Source organism: Bradyrhizobium sp. USDA 4516 (assembly GCF_054055915.1).
The window spans coordinates 2,144,376-2,162,076 of record NZ_JBSRXT010000001.1 but is presented as its reverse complement, the minus strand read 5'-3'; the positions used below and the strand labels follow the sequence as shown (position 1 = coordinate 2,162,076).

Sequence of the window (17,701 nt, the reverse complement as noted above, 5' to 3'; positions counted from 1 at the left end):
TGATCTTTGCGGAAAATCGCTTCACACTTTTCCGGATCATGCTCTAGAGCGGCGGAGCGCCTACGCCGACGCTTCCGTCAAAACATCTCGAAATATTCGCGGTGCTCCCAGTCCGACACCTCGGCCTGGAAGCGTTCGATCTCCGCGTTCTTGATGAAGACGTAATAGTCCACGAATTCCGGCCCGAGCGCCTGGCGGAAGAACGGATCGTCGTTGAGCGCGAACACGGCCTCGCGCAGCGACTTTGGCAACAGCGCGGCCTTGGCCTCGTAGGGCGTGTCGGCCGACGGGCCGGGGTCGAGCTTGCGGTCGACGCCGTCGAGGCCGGAGAGGATCTGGCTTGCCATGTAGAGATAGGGATTGGCGGCGGGTTCGCCGATCCGGTTCTCCAGCCGGGTCGCCGGATCGCCGGCGCCGCCGAGCACGCGGATCATCACGCCGCGGTTGTCGCGGCCCCAGATCGCGCGGTCCGGCGCCAGCGAATAGGAGCGGTAGCGCTTGTAGCCGTTGATGGTCGGCGTCGTGAACACGGTCGAGGCCCGGGCGTGCTCGATCAGGCCGGCGAGCCAGCCGCGGCCGAGCGCACTGAGCGGCTCGCCGGTCTCCTTGGCCATGAAGACGTTCTCGCCATTGGCGCGCGACACCAGCGACTGGTGCAGGTGCCAGCCGCTCGCGAACACGTTCGGCAGTTTCGGCCGGCACATGAAGGTCGCGTGATAGCCGTGGCGGCGCGCGATCTGCTTCACTGCCGAACGAAACAGTACCATGGTGTCGGCCGGCGCAAGACCGACAGTCGGTGCGAAAGTGAATTCGCACTGGCTCGGACCGAATTCGACCTCGACCGAGCGCAACGGCAGGTCGAGCGCGATGATGTCGCGGCGGATGATCTCGAGCGCCGGCTCCATCAGGTCGTAGCGCTGCTCGGTGAGGTATTGATAGCCGTGCGATAGCAGGCTGACCGACGGCGGCCGTCCGGGCTGGCCGGCATCCTCCGGCGCCATGTGGGCGTCGTCGAGCTTGAACAGGTGGAATTCGACCTCGAGGCCGGCGACGAAATCGTAGCCGCGGCCGGCGAGCTGATCGAGCACCTTGCGATAGAGGTTGCGGGTCGCGAACGGCACCGGCCGGCCGTCGCTGAAATAGAGGTCGCAGAGCAGCCAGCCGGTGTTTTGCGCCCAAGGCAGCACGCGGAAGGTGGTGGGGTCGGCGACCATCAGCACGTCGGCCGCGCCTTCCATCTCCTTCATGCCGAAGCCGCCGCCTGATGTGAACACCGGAAACACCGTCTTGTGCGAGGTGTCCTTGGCGAGCATCGTCGTGGTGATGGAGCAGCCGCTTTCCAGCGAGCGCACCGCTTCGCCGGCGATCAGCGTCTTGCCGCGCAGGATGCCGTGCTGGTCGGGGAACGACAGGCGGATGACTTCGAGGTTCTTCTCCTCGACGATGCGGCGGAGGCGTTGTGCGGCCTCCTTCTGCTCATCCGACCACAGGCCGTGACGCTCGACGAAGCTCACCGCGTCACTCCTTCACTTCTCCCTCGCCCCGCTCTTCGCGGGGAGAGGGTCGGGGTGAGGGGCTCTCTCCGCCGACTCGATATGCCGATAGACCTGTACCCCCTCACCCGGATCGCTAACGCGATCCGACCTCTCCCCGCAAGCGGGGCGAGGTGAAGGATACAATGCGGAGCCATTGATACCATCTTCACTCCGCCGCCGTCAGATGATGCACCTTGCCGGCGATCTCGCGCGGCACGGGAGCTGCCCATGGTGCGCCGCGGCGGCGCTTGACGTCGACTTCCATCCAGTAGAGCTCCCAGCCCTGGGTCGGGCCGATGCCGTCCATCGTGGCCGGGCCCTGGATACTGCGCGCGGAGGCGTCGTCGAGGAACAGCATCGGCTTCTCGCCGCCGGAGACCTTCTCGATCTCCTGCCGCAGCAGGCGGCGGTACTGCACGATCGCCTTGTCGCTCTGGCCGAGATGCTCGTTGGTGCGGTCCTGAATCGCCCCCATCGACTCCACTGCCCACTGGTCGTGGACATTGATGTCGGTGCCCATGCCGGTATAGGTCTCGGTCGCCTGCTCGTGCGGATCGAAGCCGTAATCGTTGCTCTTGTTCTTGCGCGACTTGTAGTCCGGCAGCGTATAGAGCTCGAGCCGCTGGTCGCGCATCTTCTGCTTGTCGACCGGCGCCGCATAGCTGGTGAAGATCGCGTACCAGTAGCAGTTCTCGTCGTCGACCGGCACGTGCCACTGCGTGATCGTCATCTCGGTCGACATCGGGATGACGAAGCCGTGCGGGAACAGCTGGTTGGTGACGCGCACATGGGTGCGCTCCGCGTCGAGCTCGCGCAGCGCAATCAGGCGCAGGCCATATTCGGTGTGCTCGACATTGATGATCGGCCGGTCATATTCGCGCAGGATCTTGGTCATCGGCATGTCGCTGCCGGCCGAGGCGCCGCGGAACTGCTTGCCGTAAGCCGCTGAGGTGTCCTCGTCCTCGAAGAAGCGATGCAGAAAGGAGGCGTGCGCCGGATCGATGCCGACCTCGAGCGCCTGCAGCCAGTTGCAGTTCATGTGGCCCTTGAACGCAAACGTATGGCTTCCGGGCGCAACGAAGCAGTCGAGCTCCGGAAAGGCGGGCGGGGCGCCTTCGCCGAGCCAGGCCCACAGGATGCCGCTCTTCTCGACTACCGGATAGGAGCGCTGCCTGATGCCCTTGCAGAGTTGCGAGCCGGCCGGCTCCGCCGGCGTCTCGATGCACTGGCCTGACGTGTCGAACAGCCAGCCGTGGAAGGCGCAGCGCAGCCCGCCATGCTCGAGCCGGCCGAAGGCGAGATCGGCGCCGCGATGCGCGCAGTGGCGGTCGATCAGCCCGTAGCTTCCGTCCTCGCCGCGGAACAGAACCAGGTTTTCGCCAAGCAGCCGCACCGGCCGAACCGGGCGCGGTCCTTCCAGCTCGTCGACCAGCGCCGCCGGCTGCCAGTAACTCCGCATCAGCCTGCCACACGGGTCCTTGCGGCCGGTGCGGGTGATCAGATCGTTCGCTTCCTGGCTCATCATGGCGGCGTCTCCCGGATTGGATTTGTTCGCCTATTGAACGAATGTGCGAATTATGCCATGTCTGGTTTGGACAGCAAGTGCAATTTTTGAACCGTTCAAAGCCGCGACCCAACCTAAAACGCCATGCCCAAGCTGAAGCGGACCGACCAGGACGAGCGCGCCACCGACTTCGTCGAGGCGCTCGATCGCGGCCTGCGCCTGCTGCAGGTGTTCGGCACCGTGTCGGGTCCTGCGACGCTGAGCGATCTGGCGCGTGCCGCCGATCTGCCGCGCGCCACCGCGCGCCGCATCCTGTTCACGCTCGCGCATGGCGGCTTCGTTGCCACCGACGGCAAGCTGTTCACCCTGACGCCGCATGTGCTGACGCTGGCGGGCTCGTTCCTGCAATCCAACCAGGTGGTGACGGTGCTGCAGCCGGTGCTCGACCGCATCGCGACGGCAGCGCAGGAGATCGCCTCGCTCGCCTTGCTCGACGGCGACGATGTCGTGTTCGTGGCGCGTTCGAGCCCGACCCGCGTGTTCTCCGCCGGTCTCGACATCGGCTACCGGCTGCCGGCGTTCTGCACCTCGGTCGGCCGCGCGATGCTCGGCCGGCTCACTGATGCCGAGCTCGCGGCGCGGCTGAAGGCGATGCGCCGCGATCCGGTGACGCCGCAGACCACGACCGATCCGAAGAGGCTGCTCGCCACCATCATCGCCGATCGCGCGCAGGGTTATTCACTGGTCGACCGCGAGGCCGAGCCGCATTTCCGCTCCATCTCGGTGCCGGTGCGCCGCTACGACGGCACCATCGTCGCCGCGATCAACATGGGCGCGCATGTCGATCGCGTACCGATGCAGGAATTGATCGACCGCTTCCTGCCGCTGCTGCGGGATGGTGCTGATGATGTGAAGAGCCGGCTGCTCTAAGGTAGTCCAACTTCGCTGACGATTTTCGTCATTGCGAGGAGCGATAGCACGAAGCAATCCATGCATCCACGCGCGCGGAGAGATGGATTGCTTCGCTTCGCTCGCAATGACGGGGGTAGTGTTTCTTTTTGTGCTGTGAGATTACAGCGCCACGCTGCGCAGACCGAACGAGCGCGCCTCGTTCTGCAGTACCGGCCGCACGGAATCGATCAGCCGCGCGGCGGCGGCGTCGACCGAGAGGCCGGCGGTGTCGACCACCGCCGATGCGCGGGCATAGAGCGGCTCGCGGCTGACCAGGATGTTGCGCAATTCCGCCATCGCCGAGCGATCGTCCGCCATCGGGCGCAGATCGCCCTGGCGGCGGACGCGGGCCATGTGCTCTTCCGGCTCGGCCTTCAGCCAGATCGTGTAGAACGACGACAGGATCAAATCGAAGGTCAGCGCCTCGGAGACGATGCCGCCGCCGGTCGCCAGCACCATCAATTCCTTGCGCGCCAACAGCTGCGTCAGCGCGGCCTGCTCCATGCGGCGGAAGCCTTCCTGGCCGTACAGCGCGATGATCTCGGCGACCGAGAGGCCGTTCTGCGCCTCGATCTCCTTGTTGAGCTCGACAAAGCTCCAGCCGATCTTCCTCGCCAGCATCCGGCCGAGCGTGGTCTTGCCGGCGCCGCGCAGGCCGATCAGCGCAATGCCGGAGAACGAGGCGCGCCGCGGCGCCAACGGGCTGCTGCCGGCGAGCATGTCCTTGGCCTGCGCGATCTGGTTCGGCGACGCCTTGCGCAGCAGGTCGCGGATCACGGCCCAGTCCGGCACGGGCTCGCTGGAGGGGATCAGGTCCTCGAGATGCGCACCCATCGCGCCTGCGACACGGCGCAGCAGCACGATCGAGACATTGCCTTTGCCGCTTTCGAGCTGGGCGATGTAGCGTTCGGAAATGCCGGAAACCTTGGCGAGCACCTTGCGCGACATGCCGCGCAGGGCGCGCATCGTGCGCACGCGCTGGCCGAGCTGTTCAAGGAAGTCGGTTTCCGGGTCGTTGGCTGCGGTCATGATCCCTGTGCGACGCGCGGTCCTGACTGAATCAGACCGAGGTTCTAGGAAACATAGTGCCGATAAGGATTGACAGCAAGCCAACGTGGTGGCTTTGTATGAATTATAATTCTTAAATTCACAGGAGAGGGAAGCGTGGCACGTCCGGGTCCGAGGAGCGGAGCATGACTTACAACGCGGTCTCCTGGCTGCTCGACCGCAACGTCGATGAAGGCCGCGGCGACAAGGTCGTGTTCGACGATACGGTGTCGCAAATCACCTATGGCCAGTTGCAGCAGCAGACCCGCCGCGTCGGCAACATGCTGCGCCAGCTCGGCGTCCGCCGCGAAGAGCGGGTCGCCATGATCATGCTGGACACGGTCGATTTCCCGATCGTGTTCCTCGGCGCGATCCGCGCCGGCGTGGTGCCGGTGCCGCTCAACACGCTGCTGACCGCGGAGCAATACGCCTACATCCTCGGTGATTGCCGCGCCCGCGTGCTGTTCGTGTCGGAAGCGCTGCTGCCGGTCGTGAAGGACATCATCGCGCGCATGCCCGACCTCGAGCATGTCGTGGTCTCCGGCAAGGATGCGCATGGCCACAAGAAGCTGTCCGATGAGATCGCGCGCGAGAGCGACGTGTTCGCCACCGCGCCGACCCATGCCGACGAGCCGGCATTCTGGCTCTATTCGTCGGGCTCGACCGGCATGCCGAAGGGCGTGCGCCATCTGCATTCCAATCTCGCGGCGACCGCGGAGACCTACGCCAAGCAGGTGCTCGGGATCCGCGAGGATGATGTCGGCCTCTCGGCGGCCAAGCTGTTCTTCGCCTACGGGCTCGGCAATGCGCTGACCTTCCCGATGTCGGTCGGCGCCACCACGGTGTTGAACTCCGAGCGGCCGACGCCGGCGGTGATGTTCGCGCTGATGAACAAATATCACCCCAGCATCTTCTTCGGCGTGCCGACCCTGTTCGCGGCGATGCTGAACGACGAGGCGACCAAGGCGCAGTCCGGCGGCAATCGCCTGCGCGTCTGCACCTCGGCCGGCGAGGCGCTGCCGGAGTCGGTCGGCAATGCCTGGAAGACGCGGTTCGGCGTCGACATCCTCGACGGCGTCGGCTCGACCGAGCTGTTGCACATCTTCCTGTCGAACGCGCCCGGCGACATCAAATACGGCTCGTCCGGCCGTCCGGTGCCCGGCTACAAGGTGAGGCTGGTCAATGAGGCCGGCGCCGACGTCGCGGACGGCGAGGTCGGCGAACTCTTGGTCGATGCGCCCTCGGCCGGCGAGAGCTACTGGAATCAACGGGCCAAGAGCCGCGCCACCTTCGAGGGCGCCTGGACCCGCACCGGCGACAAATACACGCGCGATGCCGACGGCCGCTACACCTTCTGCGGCCGCGCCGACGACATGTTCAAGGTCTCCGGCATCTGGGTGTCACCGTTCGAGGTCGAGAGCGCGCTGATCACCCATCCCGCGGTGCTGGAGGCGGCGGTCGTGCCGGAGGCCGACCCGGAAGGCCTGCTCAAGCCGAAGGCCTATGTGGTGCTGCGGTCCGACAGTTCAGCCGCCGGCCTGCACGAGGCGCTGAAGGAGCACGTCAAGCAGAAGATCGGCCCGTGGAAATATCCGCGCTGGATCGATGTCGTCGACAATCTGCCGAAGACGGCGACCGGAAAGATCCAGCGGTTCAAATTGCGGGAACACGAGCACTAGCTCCCCGCGTCGTCCCGGCCTAGTGCGCAATTGCGCACGGGAGCCGGGACCCATACGCCGCGGCCTTCGTTTCGAGAGACGCTGTTCAACAGCTTTGCGCAACAACTAACGCCTGTGGTTATGGGTCCCGGCTTTCGCCGGGACGACGATGAGGAAGGCCTACCATGACAAACTTGAAACCCTCCGGCTTCCTCAGCATCGACGGCGCCGAGCTCGAATACCGCATGATCGGTCCCTCGCCGGACGCGGCGCCGACCATCGTGATGCTCCATGAAGGCCTCGGCTCGGTCGGGCTGTGGGGCGACTTCCCCGAGAAGCTGCAGGCGGCGACCGGCGCCGGCGTGTTCGCCTATTCGCGCGCGGGTTATGGCGCCTCGTCGCCGGCGAAGCTGCCGCGTCCGGTCGACTACATGCACCGCGAGGCGCTCGACGTGCTGCCGAAGCTGCTCGATCGGATCGGCTTTCGCCGCGGCTTGCTGCTCGGTCATTCCGACGGCGCGTCGATTGCCGCGATCTATGCCGGCGCGCAACAGGATCATCGCCTGCACGGCTTGGCGCTGCTGGCGCCGCACTTCATCGTGGAGGACATTTCGGTGAAGTCGATCGCCGAGATCAAGACCGCATACGAGACCACCAATCTGAAGGAGAAGCTGGCGCGCTGGCACAAGGATGTCGACAACGCCTTTTATGGCTGGAACGGCGCCTGGCTCGATCCGGCATTCCGCGACTGGGATATCTCCGACTATCTCGCCTATATCCGCGTGCCCGTGCTGATCGTGCAGGGCGCGGCCGACCAGTACGGCACCATGCGCCAGGTCGAGATCGCCCAGGAGGAATGCTACTGCCCGGTCGATGTCACGGCCATCGATGGTGCCGGCCATTCGCCGCATCGCGAGGCGCCCGCGGTGACGCTCGAGGCGGTCGCCGAATTCGCCAAAGCGGCGCTGCGCGACGACCCGGCACTGGCGGCCTGACCTTTGGTGCCGATGCCAGGTCATTGGCCGAGCGTGTGAATTTCGCGAACATGAAACAAAATGCATGTTTTTGCGTTTTGAACTAGACCAGATCAAAAACATGCATTATTGTGCATGAAGACCTCGACGACGAACCTTCAAACGAACAACAGCAAGACAGCAGATAAGGGTGGCCCATGGCTGGTGACGAGCGCGTCCTTGCAGGCGGGGCGAAGTACATCGACTTCCAGACCGACCCGTCGCGCTACCGGCACTGGAAGCTCGACGCTGCGGGCGACGTCGCGACGCTGACCATGGACGTCGACGAGAACGCCGGCCTGTTCGAAGGCTACCAGCTCAAGCTCAATTCCTATGACCTCGGCGTCGACATCGAGCTTGCCGACGCCGTGCAGCGGCTGCGCTTCGAGCATCCCGAGGTCAAGGTGGTGGTGATGCGCTCGGGCAAGAACCGGGTGTTCTGCGCCGGCGCCAACATCCGCATGCTGGCGGGCTCGACCCATGCCCACAAGGTCAACTTCTGCAAATTCACCAACGAGACCCGCAACGGCCTGGAAGACTCCAGCGAGAATTCCGGGCAGAGCTTCATCACCGTCGTCAACGGTACCGCGGCCGGCGGCGGTTATGAACTGGCGCTCGCGACCGACCACATCATGATGGCCGACGACGGCGCTGCCGCCGTCGCGCTGCCGGAAGTGCCGCTGCTCGCGGTGCTGCCGGGCACCGGCGGGCTCACGCGCGTCGTCGACAAGCGCAAGGTGCGCCGCGACCATGCCGATTTCTTCTGCACCATCGAGGAAGGCATCAAGGGCAAGCGCGCCGTTTCCTGGCGCCTGGTCGACGAGATCGCGCCGAACTCCAAGCTCGAGGGCAAGCTGGCCGAGCGCGTCAAGGAATTCGCCGCGAAGTCGAAGCGCAACGGCGCCGGCAAGGGCATCGCACTGGCGCCGCTGACGCGCACCATCGACGACAGCGCCATCCGCTATGGCTTCGTCAGCGTCGACATCGATCGCGCGGCGCGCATCGCCACCATCTCGATCAAGGCGCCGGAAACCACGGCGCCCGCCGACATCGACGGCATGATCGCGCAGGGCGCTGCGTTCTGGCCGCTGCAGGTCGCCCGCGAGCTCGATGACGCGATCCTGCATCTGCGCATCAACGAGCTCGAGATCGCGATGCTGGTGTTCAAGAGCCATGGCGACCGCGCCAATGTCGTGTCCTATGATGCGTTCCTGGAGGCCAACAAGGCGCACTGGCTGGTCAACGAGGTCAGGCATTACTGGAAGCGCGTGCTCAAGCGCATCGACGTCACCTCGCGCACGCTGGTGACGCTGGTCGAGCCCGGCTCCTGCTTCGTCGGCACGCTGGCCGAGCTCGTGTTCGCCGCCGACCGCTCCTACATGCTGATCGGCCAGAAGCAGGGCGACAACCGCCCGCCGCCGGCGATCGAGCTGACGGCGATGAATTTCGGGCCCTATCCGATGAGCCACGGCCTGACCCGGCTGCAATCGCGCTTCCAGGCCGATCCGTCGGATCTGGAGCGCGCGCAAGGCTCGATCGGCAAGGCGCTCGACGCGGAGGAGGCCGAGGAGCTCGGTCTCGTCACCTTCGCGCTCGACGACATCGACTGGGACGACGAGGTCCGCGTGTTCTTCGAGGAGCGCACCTCGTTCTCGCCCGACGGTCTCACCGGCATGGAAGCCAATCTGCGCTTCGTCGGCCCGGAGACCATGGAATCGAAGATCTTCTCCCGCCTCACGGCGTGGCAGAACTGGATATTCCAGCGGCCGAACGCGGTCGGTGAGGACGGCGCACTGCGCCGCTACGGCACCGGCCAGAAGGCGCAATTCGACATGACGCGAGTTTAAGGGAGCACGGCCATGAACATCATGAACGTCGATTACTCGACCAAGATTCCGAACAATGTGAATCTCGCCGAGGACCGCCAGGTGCTCAAGGCGCTGGAAGGCTGGCACCCCGGCTACATGGACTGGTGGAGCGACATGGGTCCGGACGGCTTCCAGGAATCGCTGGTCTATCTGCGCACCGCCTATTCGGTCGATCCGCGCGGCTGGGCCAAGTTCGACTACGTGCGGATGCCCGAATATCGCTGGGGCATCTTGCTCGCGCCGCAGGAAGAGAACCGCGTCATTCCGTTCGGCGAGGACTATGGCAAGCCGGCCTGGCAGGAAGTCCCCGGTGAGCACCGCGCCATGCTGCGCCGCCTGATCGTGATCCAGGGCGACACCGAGCCGGCCTCGGTCGAGCAGCAGCGCCATCTCGGCAAGACCGCGCCCTCGCTCTACGACATGCGCAACCTGTTCCAGGTCAATGTCGAGGAAGGCCGCCATCTCTGGGCGATGGTCTACCTCTTGCAGAAGTATTTCGGCCGCGACGGCCGCGAGGAGGCGGATGATTTGTTGCGCCGCCGCTCGGGCGACGCGGATAGCCCGCGCATGCTAGGGGCCTTCAACGAGGCGACGCCGGACTGGCTGTCGTTCTTCATGTTCACCTACTTCACCGACCGCGACGGCAAGATGCAGCTGCACTCGCTGGCGCAGTCGGGCTTCGATCCGCTGTCGCGCACCTGCCGCTTCATGCTGACAGAAGAAGCCCACCACATGTTCGTCGGCGAGACCGGCATCACCCGCGTCGTGCAGCGCACCTGCGATGCGATGAAGGAAGCCGGCATCACCGATCCGAACGACATCGCCAAGATCCGCGCGCTTGGCGTGATCGACCTGCCGACCATCCAGAAGAAGCTGAACCTGCACTATTCGCTGTCGCTCGACCTGTTCGGCTCGGAAGTGTCGACCAACGCGGCCAATGCCTTCAACGCCGGCATCAAGGGCCGCTACAAGGAGACCACGATCGACGACGACCACCAGCTCAAGAGCTCGACCTATCCGGTCATGAAGATGGTGGACGGCCAGATCAAGATGGTCGACGAGCCGGCGCTGACCGCGCTCAACATGCGGCTGCGCGACGACTACACGCAGGATTGCGTCAAGGGCATGCTGCGCTGGAACAAGGTGATCTCGACCGCCGGCATCGACTACAAGCTCGCGGTGCCGAACACTGCCTTCCACCGCCAGATCGGCGAGTTCAAGGACGTCCATGCGACGCCCGATGGCCTCTTGATCGACGACGCCACCTGGGCCAAGCGCAAGAACGACTGGCTGCCGTCGACCGCGGACGGCGACTTCATCGCCTCGCTGATGAAACCGGTGACCGAACCCGGCCAGTTCGCCTCCTGGATCTCGCCGCCCAAGGTCGGCATCGACAACAAGCCGGGCGACTTCGAGTATGTGAGGATCGAGAGCTGATCGGCGCGAGCATGATCCGGAAAAGTGTGAAGCGGTTTTCCGAAGAGATCATGCTCAAACAACGGATAGGTCATGATGCGAAAATCGCATCGTGACCTAACAGTTTCTTTCCGCAGGGAGAGAACAGGAAGGGGCGAGCCGAAAAGGTCCCGGGGCTCGTCCCTTTCTTTTTGGTCAGATGCCGGTACGGAGGCGCGGCCTCAATCGTCATTTGTAAGTTCGTCGGGCCACATCTGCGCACCGTGAAGCACGCGCAAGATGCGAACAGTCTCACCGTCAACAAGGTACGCCGTGACATAAGGTGTGCGCGGGATGACCAACTCGCGCGTGCCGGCAACACGCCCGGGCCGGCCACAGGAAAGTCGAGCAGGCGCCGCGCAGCATCGGCAATCTGTTCGTCAACATGGACCGCCGCGCGAGGATTCTCGGCCGCCTGGTGCACCTTCTCGCGAAACCAGCTGTCGTAAGCCTGGCTGTTGCTCACGAGTTCCAGTGGAAGCATTCCTTCATTGGCCGTGCGTGTCAGCAGAATCCGCACGGCGCCGGATACCGTGAGACCCATGTTCTCCAGAACCTCGGTGGCCTTTTCCTTTACGTCCGCATCGATGCGGGTTTGGACCAGGGCATTCGAAGCCATAGCGATCTCCTTCACTCGCATCCAATGTAATGCATTTGAATGACAAGCGCCCACAGCCCTATGGAAGCAGGTGAGCCAGCGACGAAAACGGCCCCGCCCTTCGGCGGAGCCGTTGCCGTAGGTCGGTCGCGCGGCCGCTTAGCCCGCGATCTCCAGCCCTGCCGTCGCATAGACCACGCCGCCATCGACCGCGATGGTGTTGCCCACGACATAGTCGCCGGCGCGCGAGGCGAGGTAGATCGCGGTGCCCGCCATGTCCTCGTCGGTACCGACGCGCTTCGCCGGCACGCGCTTGGCGACTTCGTCGGCGTGGTCGCGCGCGGCGCGGTTCATGTCCGACTTGAAGGCGCCCGGTGCGATCGCGGTGACGTTGATGTTGTCCTTGATCAGGCGGGTCGCCATGCGGCGCGTCAGATGGATCACCGCCGCCTTGCTGGCGGCATAGGAATAGGTCTCCATCGGGTTGACGAAGATGCCGTCGATCGAGGCAATGTTGATCACCTTGCCCGGCCTGTCGTGCGTCGCCGCCGCACGCAGCGGCTTGGCCAGCGCCTTGGTCAGGAAGAAGATCGACTTGACGTTGAGGTTCATCACCTTGTCCCAGCCGCTCTCCGGAAATTCGTCGAAATCCGCGCCCCAGGCCGCGCCGGCATTGTTGACGAGGATGTCGAGCTTCGGCTCGCGCTTGATGATCTCGCCCGCGAGCTTCTCGCAGCCCTCGACGGTCGAGATGTCGATCGGCAGCGCGATGCATTCGCCGTCATAGGCGGCGGACAGCTCCTGGGCGGTCGCCTCGCAGGGACCTGCCTTGCGCGCGGTGATGTAGACCCTGGCGGCACCCTGCGCGAGGAAGCCGGCCGCGATCATCTTGCCGATGCCGCGCGATCCCCCGGTCACCAATGCGACGCGGCCTTTCAGCGAGAACAGATCCTTGAACATGCGCTCCTCCTTTGCGTTGCCAGTGGTTCTGGGCGCGCCCGGGGAGCGAGTCAAGGAGAGGGAAGGGATCGGTAGCCCGGATGCAGTGAAGCGAAATCCGGGAAAATGCTATCCGCGGATGCGACGGCCCCGGATTACGCTTCGCTGCATCCGGGCTACGAAGAGTAGCTTACGCCGCGTCGATGCGGCGAAAGCCGTTCCACACCGCTGTAGCGGCGCCTGATGTCAGCACCGGCAGCAGGCGCGCGTCCTGGTAATTGCCGTTCAGCGAGACCCGCTGCAAGGCGGTCAGATGGTCGGCGCTTTCGGGAAACAGCATGCCGGGCCGCGTCGTCACCGCGGTCCGAAAGCCGATCGACCGGGCGAGGGCGAATTCACGCTGCCCGGCGGCGATCCGGTCGCCATAGGGATAGGCGAGATGCAATGCCGGCCGCTGCAGCGCATCCTCGATCCGCGCCCGGCTGGTCGCGAGCTCGAACGATGCGATGGTCTCGCTCTGCTTGGCGAGATTGCAATGGGTGATGGTGTGCGCGCCGATCGTCACCAGCGGATCCTCGGCGAAGCCGCGCAACTCGTCCCAGGACATGCAGAGCTCGCGCGCGATGCCGGTCTCGTCGACCCCGTGACGGGTGCACAGCGCGGATATCTCGGCCTGCATCGCCTGCTCGCCGGGCAGTGAACGCAGCCAGTCGTGGATGCGGCCGAAGGCAGTACGCTTGGCCTGCGGTGTCGCAGTGTCGATCCGCGTCATGGTGCCGTCGATCGGCACCTCGATCGCGGACGCCGCCGCGATCACCCGCTCCAGCGCGATCCACCACAATCTGCCGCAGCCCTCGGCGAAATCGCTCGCGACATAGACCGTGAACGGGGCGCCGAACTCGCGCATCACAGGCAGCGCGAAATCGCGGTTGTCGCGATAGCCGTCGTCGAAGGTAAAGCAGGCGAAGCGCCGCGCGAAATTCCGTTCGGCGAGACGGCGATGCGCCTCGTCGATGCTGATCACGTCGACGTCGAGCGCGCGCAGATGCGTCAGCATCGCGCGCAGGAAGTCCGGCGTGACCTCGAGATGATGGTTCGGCTGGAACGCGTCGCCGCGCCGCGGGCGGACGTGGTGCAGCATGAAGATGGCGCCGACGCCGGCGAAGATCGGCCGCAGCAGGATATGCGCACCCGAGAAATACAACGCCTCCATGCCGGCACGGATCACGGTGTTGCGGAGTTGTTTCATGTGGGCGCGGGCCGGCCGATTTGCATTCCGCGGCAAACTTAGCGAAAGACCACTGAAGAAACTGTTATCCCGGTCCGACATGGCGCCCCCGCCATGGCGCGTCATTTGGGGTTTGACAGTCAGCCAAGGGTTTGTTTTCTCTCTGGTTCCCGACCCCGCAGGACGCTGAATGCACGGACTTTTCAAGTGGAGTAGCAAGTGGTGGCCGGGGGTGATTCCACTGGTCGTGCTTTGGGGTATTGCGGCCTGGACGAGCACTGCAACGGTCGAAGCGGACCTTGCCGCGCGCTCTAATGCCGCACTGAAGGACACCGTTCTCGACAAGCGCCGCATCAGCGTCGACGGCCGCGACGTGACGTTCGCGGCCAACGCCTTCTCTGAAGACGGCCGCCTCAGCGCGGTGGCGTCGGTCGAAGCCGTGCCCGGCGTGCGGCTGGTCAACGACGAGACCCGCCTTGTTCCCGAAGCCAAGCCCTTTGTCTGGTCCGCCGAACGCGACGTGGTGCGGGTCACACTCGGTGGCAATGCGCCGCTGCCGTCGAGCAAGGGCAAGTTGACCGAAGCCGCGAAGGCCGGTCTCGGCGGCGTTGAGGTGGTGGATCAGATGGTGCTCGCCCGCGGCGCGCCGCTGCGGTTCGACGCGGCGGCGCTGCTGTTGCTCGACCAGATCGGCAAGCTGAAGGAAGGCAAGATCACGCTGACCGACAACAAGGTCAATCTCGCCGGCATGGCGCGCGAGCTCGGCGGACGCGAAGCGGTCGCCGCGGCGCTGAAGAACCTGCCGGAAGGCTATTCGATCGCCGCCAACGACATCAAGGCGCCGCCCTACGTGTTCCAGGCCTACAAGGACCCGGTCGCGGTGACGCTGACGCTGACCGGCTACGTGCCCGACAACAACGTGCACGCCGCGCTGGTCGCCGCCGCCGGCCGCAAGTTCTTCAGCGAGAAGGTGGTCGACAATCTCAAGGCCAGCATCGGCGCGCCGTCGGGTTTCGCTGCCGCGGTGGGGCCCGCGCTCGGCGCACTGTCGCGGCTCTCGACCGGAACGCTGGTGGTATCGGACCGCGAGGTGAAGCTGTCGGGCGATGCGCTCTACGATGCCGCCGCCGGCCAGATCCGCGACGGGCTCGGCAAGGATTTTCCGCAGGGCTGGCAGTACAAGGCCGAGGTCACGGTCAAGCCTGCGGCTGCCCCGGTCGATCCCACGGTGTGCCAGCAGCTGTTTTCCGAAATCCTCTCGAAGGGCAAGATCCGCTTCGAGTCCGGCAAGGCCGACATCGTGCCGGATTCCGCCGGCCTGCTCGACCGCCTGATCGAGACCGCGTTGCGCTGCCCCAATGCGACGATCGAGATCGCCGGCCATACCGACAGCGATGGCGAGGAGGCCGCCAACCAGGCACTGTCGGAACGCCGCGCGCAGGCCGTGGTGGATTACCTCGTGCGCGCCGGGCTGCCTGCCAGCCGCTTCACGCCGATCGGCTATGGCAGCACGCAGCCGCTAGCCGGCAACGAGAGTGAAGACGGCAAGGCGCAGAACCGCCGCATCGAATTCGTGGTGAAGTAGCGATGACCGTGCTCGCGACATTCTTCTGGGGTTGGCTGCTCGGCGCGGCGCTGCTCGGCTTTTGCATGGGCTGGATCGCGGTGGTGCATCGGGCGCGGGGCGTCTCGAAGGTCTGGATGCGCTGGCTGGCGCTGCTCGCCGCCGCGCTGGTGGCGGCGTCGTTCGCGCGGATCGTGCCCGGCCGGTTCGGCTACTGGCTCGATCTCTTCCTGGTCATGTTCGCGCTCTATCTCGTCGGCTGCGCGATCGGCTCCTGGCTGCGCGACTGGGTGGTTTCGCGCAGCAAGCCCGCGAGCTGACCTCAATCCCCTGATCCGACAGGCCTGAGCGGCGTCGCCAAGCGCAGGGCGAACTGCATTCGTTTTAGCGCTTGACATCAATACGTACGTACGTATTAAATCCGTCCATGCCAAAACCCTCTCTCCGCGATGCCATCCTCGACGCCGGCCTGACGGAAATGTTCCGGACCGGCTATCACGGCACCAGCGTGCGCGACGTCACCGCCGCCGCCGGCGCGCCGCAGGGCTCCTTCACCAACCATTTCCGCTCGAAGGAGCTGTTCGCATCCGAGGTGCTGGACCGCTACTTCGTCTATGTGCGCGGCCTCGTTGCCGAAGCGCTGGGCGACACGACGCTGACGCCGCGCGAAAGGCTGAGGAGCTATCTCGATCTGATCACCGGCAAGCTCGCGCATGACGGCTTCACCCGCGGCTGCCTGATCGGCGATTTCAGCCTCGAGGCGTCGGGCTCGAGCGAGATGCTGCGCGAGCAGCTCGACGACATCTTCCGGGAATGGCGCGCGCCGTTTGCGGCCTGCATCGCCGAGGCTCAGGCCACCGGCGAGATCGCCTCCGACTTCGATCCCGATCAGCTGGCCGATTTCCTGCTCGCATCCTGGCAGGGCGCGATGCTGCGCATGAAGGTCGAACGCAGCGAAGCGGCGCTGACGCGTTTCAAGACGATCGCATTCCAAACCGTGTTCAAGGAGTTGCCATGACCAGATCCCCCGATATCAGCCTGCATCATCGCGCCGTGCTTGGGTCTACGATGGCCTATCGCGAGACCGGCCGCAGCGACGCGCCGCACGTGCTGTTCCTGCACGGCAATCCGACGTCGTCCTACATCTGGCGTAACATCATGCCGCTGGTCGCCCCCGTCGGGCACTGCATCGCGCCCGACCTGATCGGCTACGGCCAGTCCGGCAAGCCCGACATCGGCTATCGCTTCTTCGACCAGGCGGACTATCTCGACGCGCTGATCGACGAGCTCGGCATCGCCTCGGCCTATCTCGTCGCCCAGGATTGGGGCACGGCGCTCGCCTTCCATCTCGCGGCACGCCGTCCGCAACTGGTGCGCGGGCTCGCCTTCATGGAGTTCATCCGCCCGATGCGTGATTGGTCGGACTTCCACCAGCACGACGCCGCGCGGGAGACGTTCCGGAAATTCCGCACGCCGGGCGAGGGCGAAGCGATGATCCTCGACAACAATGCGTTCGTCGAACGCGTGCTGCCCGGCTCGATCCTGCGCACGCTCGGCGAGGAGGAGATGGCCGCCTACCGCGCGCCGTTTGCGACGCGCGAGAGCCGCAAGCCGACCCTGATGCTGCCGCGCGAGCTGCCGATCGCGGGCGAGCCGGCCGATGTCGCTGAGGCGCTCACGGTGGCGCATGCGGCGCTCGTGGCATCGACCTATCCGAAGCTGCTGTTCGCGGCGACGCCCGGGGCACTGGTGTCACCAGCCTTTGCCGCCGAATTCGCCAAGACGCTCAAGCATTGCGCGGTCATTCAACTCGGCGCGGGCGCGCACTATCTGCAGGAGGATCATCCGGAGGCGATCGGCCGTTCTGTGGCCGGCTGGATCGCCGGCGTCGAGGCTGCCTCCGCGCAGCGCGACGCCGCATGAGGGCACGGAGGGCGTGACATGAGGAATGTCTCGATCACCTATTGCCGGCCGTGCGGCTATGAGAAGCGTGCAAAGGAAGCCGCGGCGCTGTTGCGCGAGCGCCTTGGCGTCGATGCGACGCTGATCCCCGGCAAGGGCGGCATCTTCGAGGTCAAGCTTGGCGACGAGGTTGTCGCCAGGCGCGCCAAGGGACATTTTCCCGATGCCGCCGAGATCGTCGCCGCGGTCACGGCCGCGCGGGATTGCTGATCGGCGGAGCGCCTCTCGGCGGGTACGGAAGATCATTCTCTATTCGGCCGTGCCGGTACTTCACCGTAGTTTTCCGGATGGCCTTGCGGACCGTTCGGCGGGCTAACTGCCGCACGCGCATGTCAAGTCTTGTCGAAGGCGGCGGGAAACGCGCATATTTGTGCACCCG

At 65.3% G+C, this 17,701-nt stretch carries 15 protein-coding genes and 1 pseudogene; 10 read left to right on the top strand and 6 right to left on the bottom strand.

Translation table 11 applies throughout. The features are described from left to right. Positions 1-77: 77 nt before the first annotated feature. Both ACVI1L_RS10080 and ACVI1L_RS10075 read right to left on the bottom strand, forming a co-directional pair. Positions 78-1,514, bottom strand: coding sequence for a glutamine synthetase family protein (locus tag ACVI1L_RS10080; protein WP_310882343.1), 1,437 nt, complete (start codon positions 1,512-1,514; stop codon positions 78-80). A gap of 187 nt (positions 1,515-1,701) precedes the next feature. Continuing rightward, positions 1,702-3,060, bottom strand: a complete 1,359-nt coding sequence (locus tag ACVI1L_RS10075) for an aromatic ring-hydroxylating dioxygenase subunit alpha (protein ID WP_456782796.1) — start codon at positions 3,058-3,060, stop codon at positions 1,702-1,704. 123 nt (positions 3,061-3,183) lie between these two features. On the opposite strand from ACVI1L_RS10075, the gene ACVI1L_RS10070 reads away from it, so the two are divergent. Then, positions 3,184-3,969 (top strand): IclR family transcriptional regulator domain-containing protein, encoded by a 786-nt coding sequence (locus ACVI1L_RS10070; protein WP_456782795.1) that lies wholly within the window; start codon positions 3,184-3,186, stop codon positions 3,967-3,969. 141 nt (positions 3,970-4,110) lie between these two features. Here the strand turns inward: ACVI1L_RS10070 and ACVI1L_RS10065 are convergent, their stop codons facing one another. Further along, positions 4,111-5,103, bottom strand: a complete 993-nt coding sequence (locus tag ACVI1L_RS10065) for a helix-turn-helix transcriptional regulator (protein ID WP_456782794.1) — start codon at positions 5,101-5,103, stop codon at positions 4,111-4,113. A gap of 80 nt (positions 5,104-5,183) precedes the next feature. Here ACVI1L_RS10065 and ACVI1L_RS10060 point away from each other — a divergent pair, with 80 nt between their 5' ends. The 4 genes from ACVI1L_RS10060 (at position 5,184) to boxB (ending at position 11,013) form a co-directional block, all read left to right on the top strand. Further along, positions 5,184-6,716 carry a benzoate-CoA ligase family protein gene (locus ACVI1L_RS10060; protein WP_456782793.1) on the top strand — a complete coding sequence of 511 codons (1,533 nt, stop codon included), beginning with the start codon at positions 5,184-5,186 and terminating at the stop codon, positions 6,714-6,716. 164 nt (positions 6,717-6,880) lie between these two features. Beyond that, positions 6,881-7,690: an alpha/beta fold hydrolase gene (locus ACVI1L_RS10055; protein ID WP_057019462.1), complete on the top strand. Its 810-nt coding sequence runs from the start codon at positions 6,881-6,883 to the stop codon at positions 7,688-7,690. Positions 7,691-7,866: 176 nt separating this feature from the next. Beyond that, positions 7,867-9,555, top strand: coding sequence for a 2,3-epoxybenzoyl-CoA dihydrolase (boxC, locus tag ACVI1L_RS10050; RefSeq protein ID WP_057019461.1), 1,689 nt, complete (start codon positions 7,867-7,869; stop codon positions 9,553-9,555). A gap of 21 nt (positions 9,556-9,576) precedes the next feature. Next, positions 9,577-11,013, top strand: a complete 1,437-nt coding sequence (gene boxB / locus ACVI1L_RS10045; RefSeq protein WP_076831085.1) for a benzoyl-CoA 2,3-epoxidase subunit BoxB — start codon at positions 9,577-9,579, stop codon at positions 11,011-11,013. Between the two features lie 379 nt (positions 11,014-11,392). Here boxB and ACVI1L_RS10040 read toward each other — a convergent pair. The 3 genes and pseudogenes from ACVI1L_RS10040 to ACVI1L_RS10030 form a co-directional block, all read right to left on the bottom strand. Next, a pseudogene (locus ACVI1L_RS10040) lies at positions 11,393-11,650 on the bottom strand (type II toxin-antitoxin system RelB/DinJ family antitoxin); the annotation flags it as partial. 138 nt (positions 11,651-11,788) lie between these two features. Then, complete coding sequence (locus tag ACVI1L_RS10035; protein WP_168858689.1) at positions 11,789-12,589, bottom strand: SDR family oxidoreductase; 801 nt, start codon at positions 12,587-12,589, stop codon at positions 11,789-11,791. A gap of 169 nt (positions 12,590-12,758) precedes the next feature. After that, positions 12,759-13,817, bottom strand: a complete 1,059-nt coding sequence (locus ACVI1L_RS10030; protein WP_456782792.1) for a polysaccharide deacetylase family protein — start codon at positions 13,815-13,817, stop codon at positions 12,759-12,761. A gap of 169 nt (positions 13,818-13,986) precedes the next feature. Between ACVI1L_RS10030 and ACVI1L_RS10025 the strand changes: the two genes are divergently transcribed. The 5 genes from ACVI1L_RS10025 to ACVI1L_RS10005 all read left to right on the top strand — a co-directional run bounded on the left by ACVI1L_RS10025 (position 13,987) and on the right by ACVI1L_RS10005 (position 17,532). Continuing rightward, a complete protein-coding gene (locus tag ACVI1L_RS10025; protein ID WP_229191268.1) occupies positions 13,987-15,381 on the top strand; it encodes an OmpA family protein in 1,395 nt (464 codons plus the stop codon). A gap of 2 nt (positions 15,382-15,383) precedes the next feature. Further along, positions 15,384-15,680, top strand: a complete 297-nt coding sequence (locus tag ACVI1L_RS10020; protein ID WP_057019456.1) for a hypothetical protein — start codon at positions 15,384-15,386, stop codon at positions 15,678-15,680. Positions 15,681-15,787: 107 nt separating this feature from the next. Beyond that, positions 15,788-16,378: a TetR/AcrR family transcriptional regulator gene (locus tag ACVI1L_RS10015; protein WP_141339766.1), complete on the top strand. Its 591-nt coding sequence runs from the start codon at positions 15,788-15,790 to the stop codon at positions 16,376-16,378. Next, complete coding sequence (locus ACVI1L_RS10010) at positions 16,375-17,283, top strand: haloalkane dehalogenase (protein WP_456782791.1); 909 nt, start codon at positions 16,375-16,377, stop codon at positions 17,281-17,283. Before ACVI1L_RS10015 ends, ACVI1L_RS10010 begins: the two co-directional genes overlap by 4 nt. A gap of 18 nt (positions 17,284-17,301) precedes the next feature. After that, positions 17,302-17,532, top strand: a complete 231-nt coding sequence (locus ACVI1L_RS10005; protein ID WP_028333755.1) for a SelT/SelW/SelH family protein — start codon at positions 17,302-17,304, stop codon at positions 17,530-17,532. Positions 17,533-17,701: the final 169 nt, after the last annotated feature.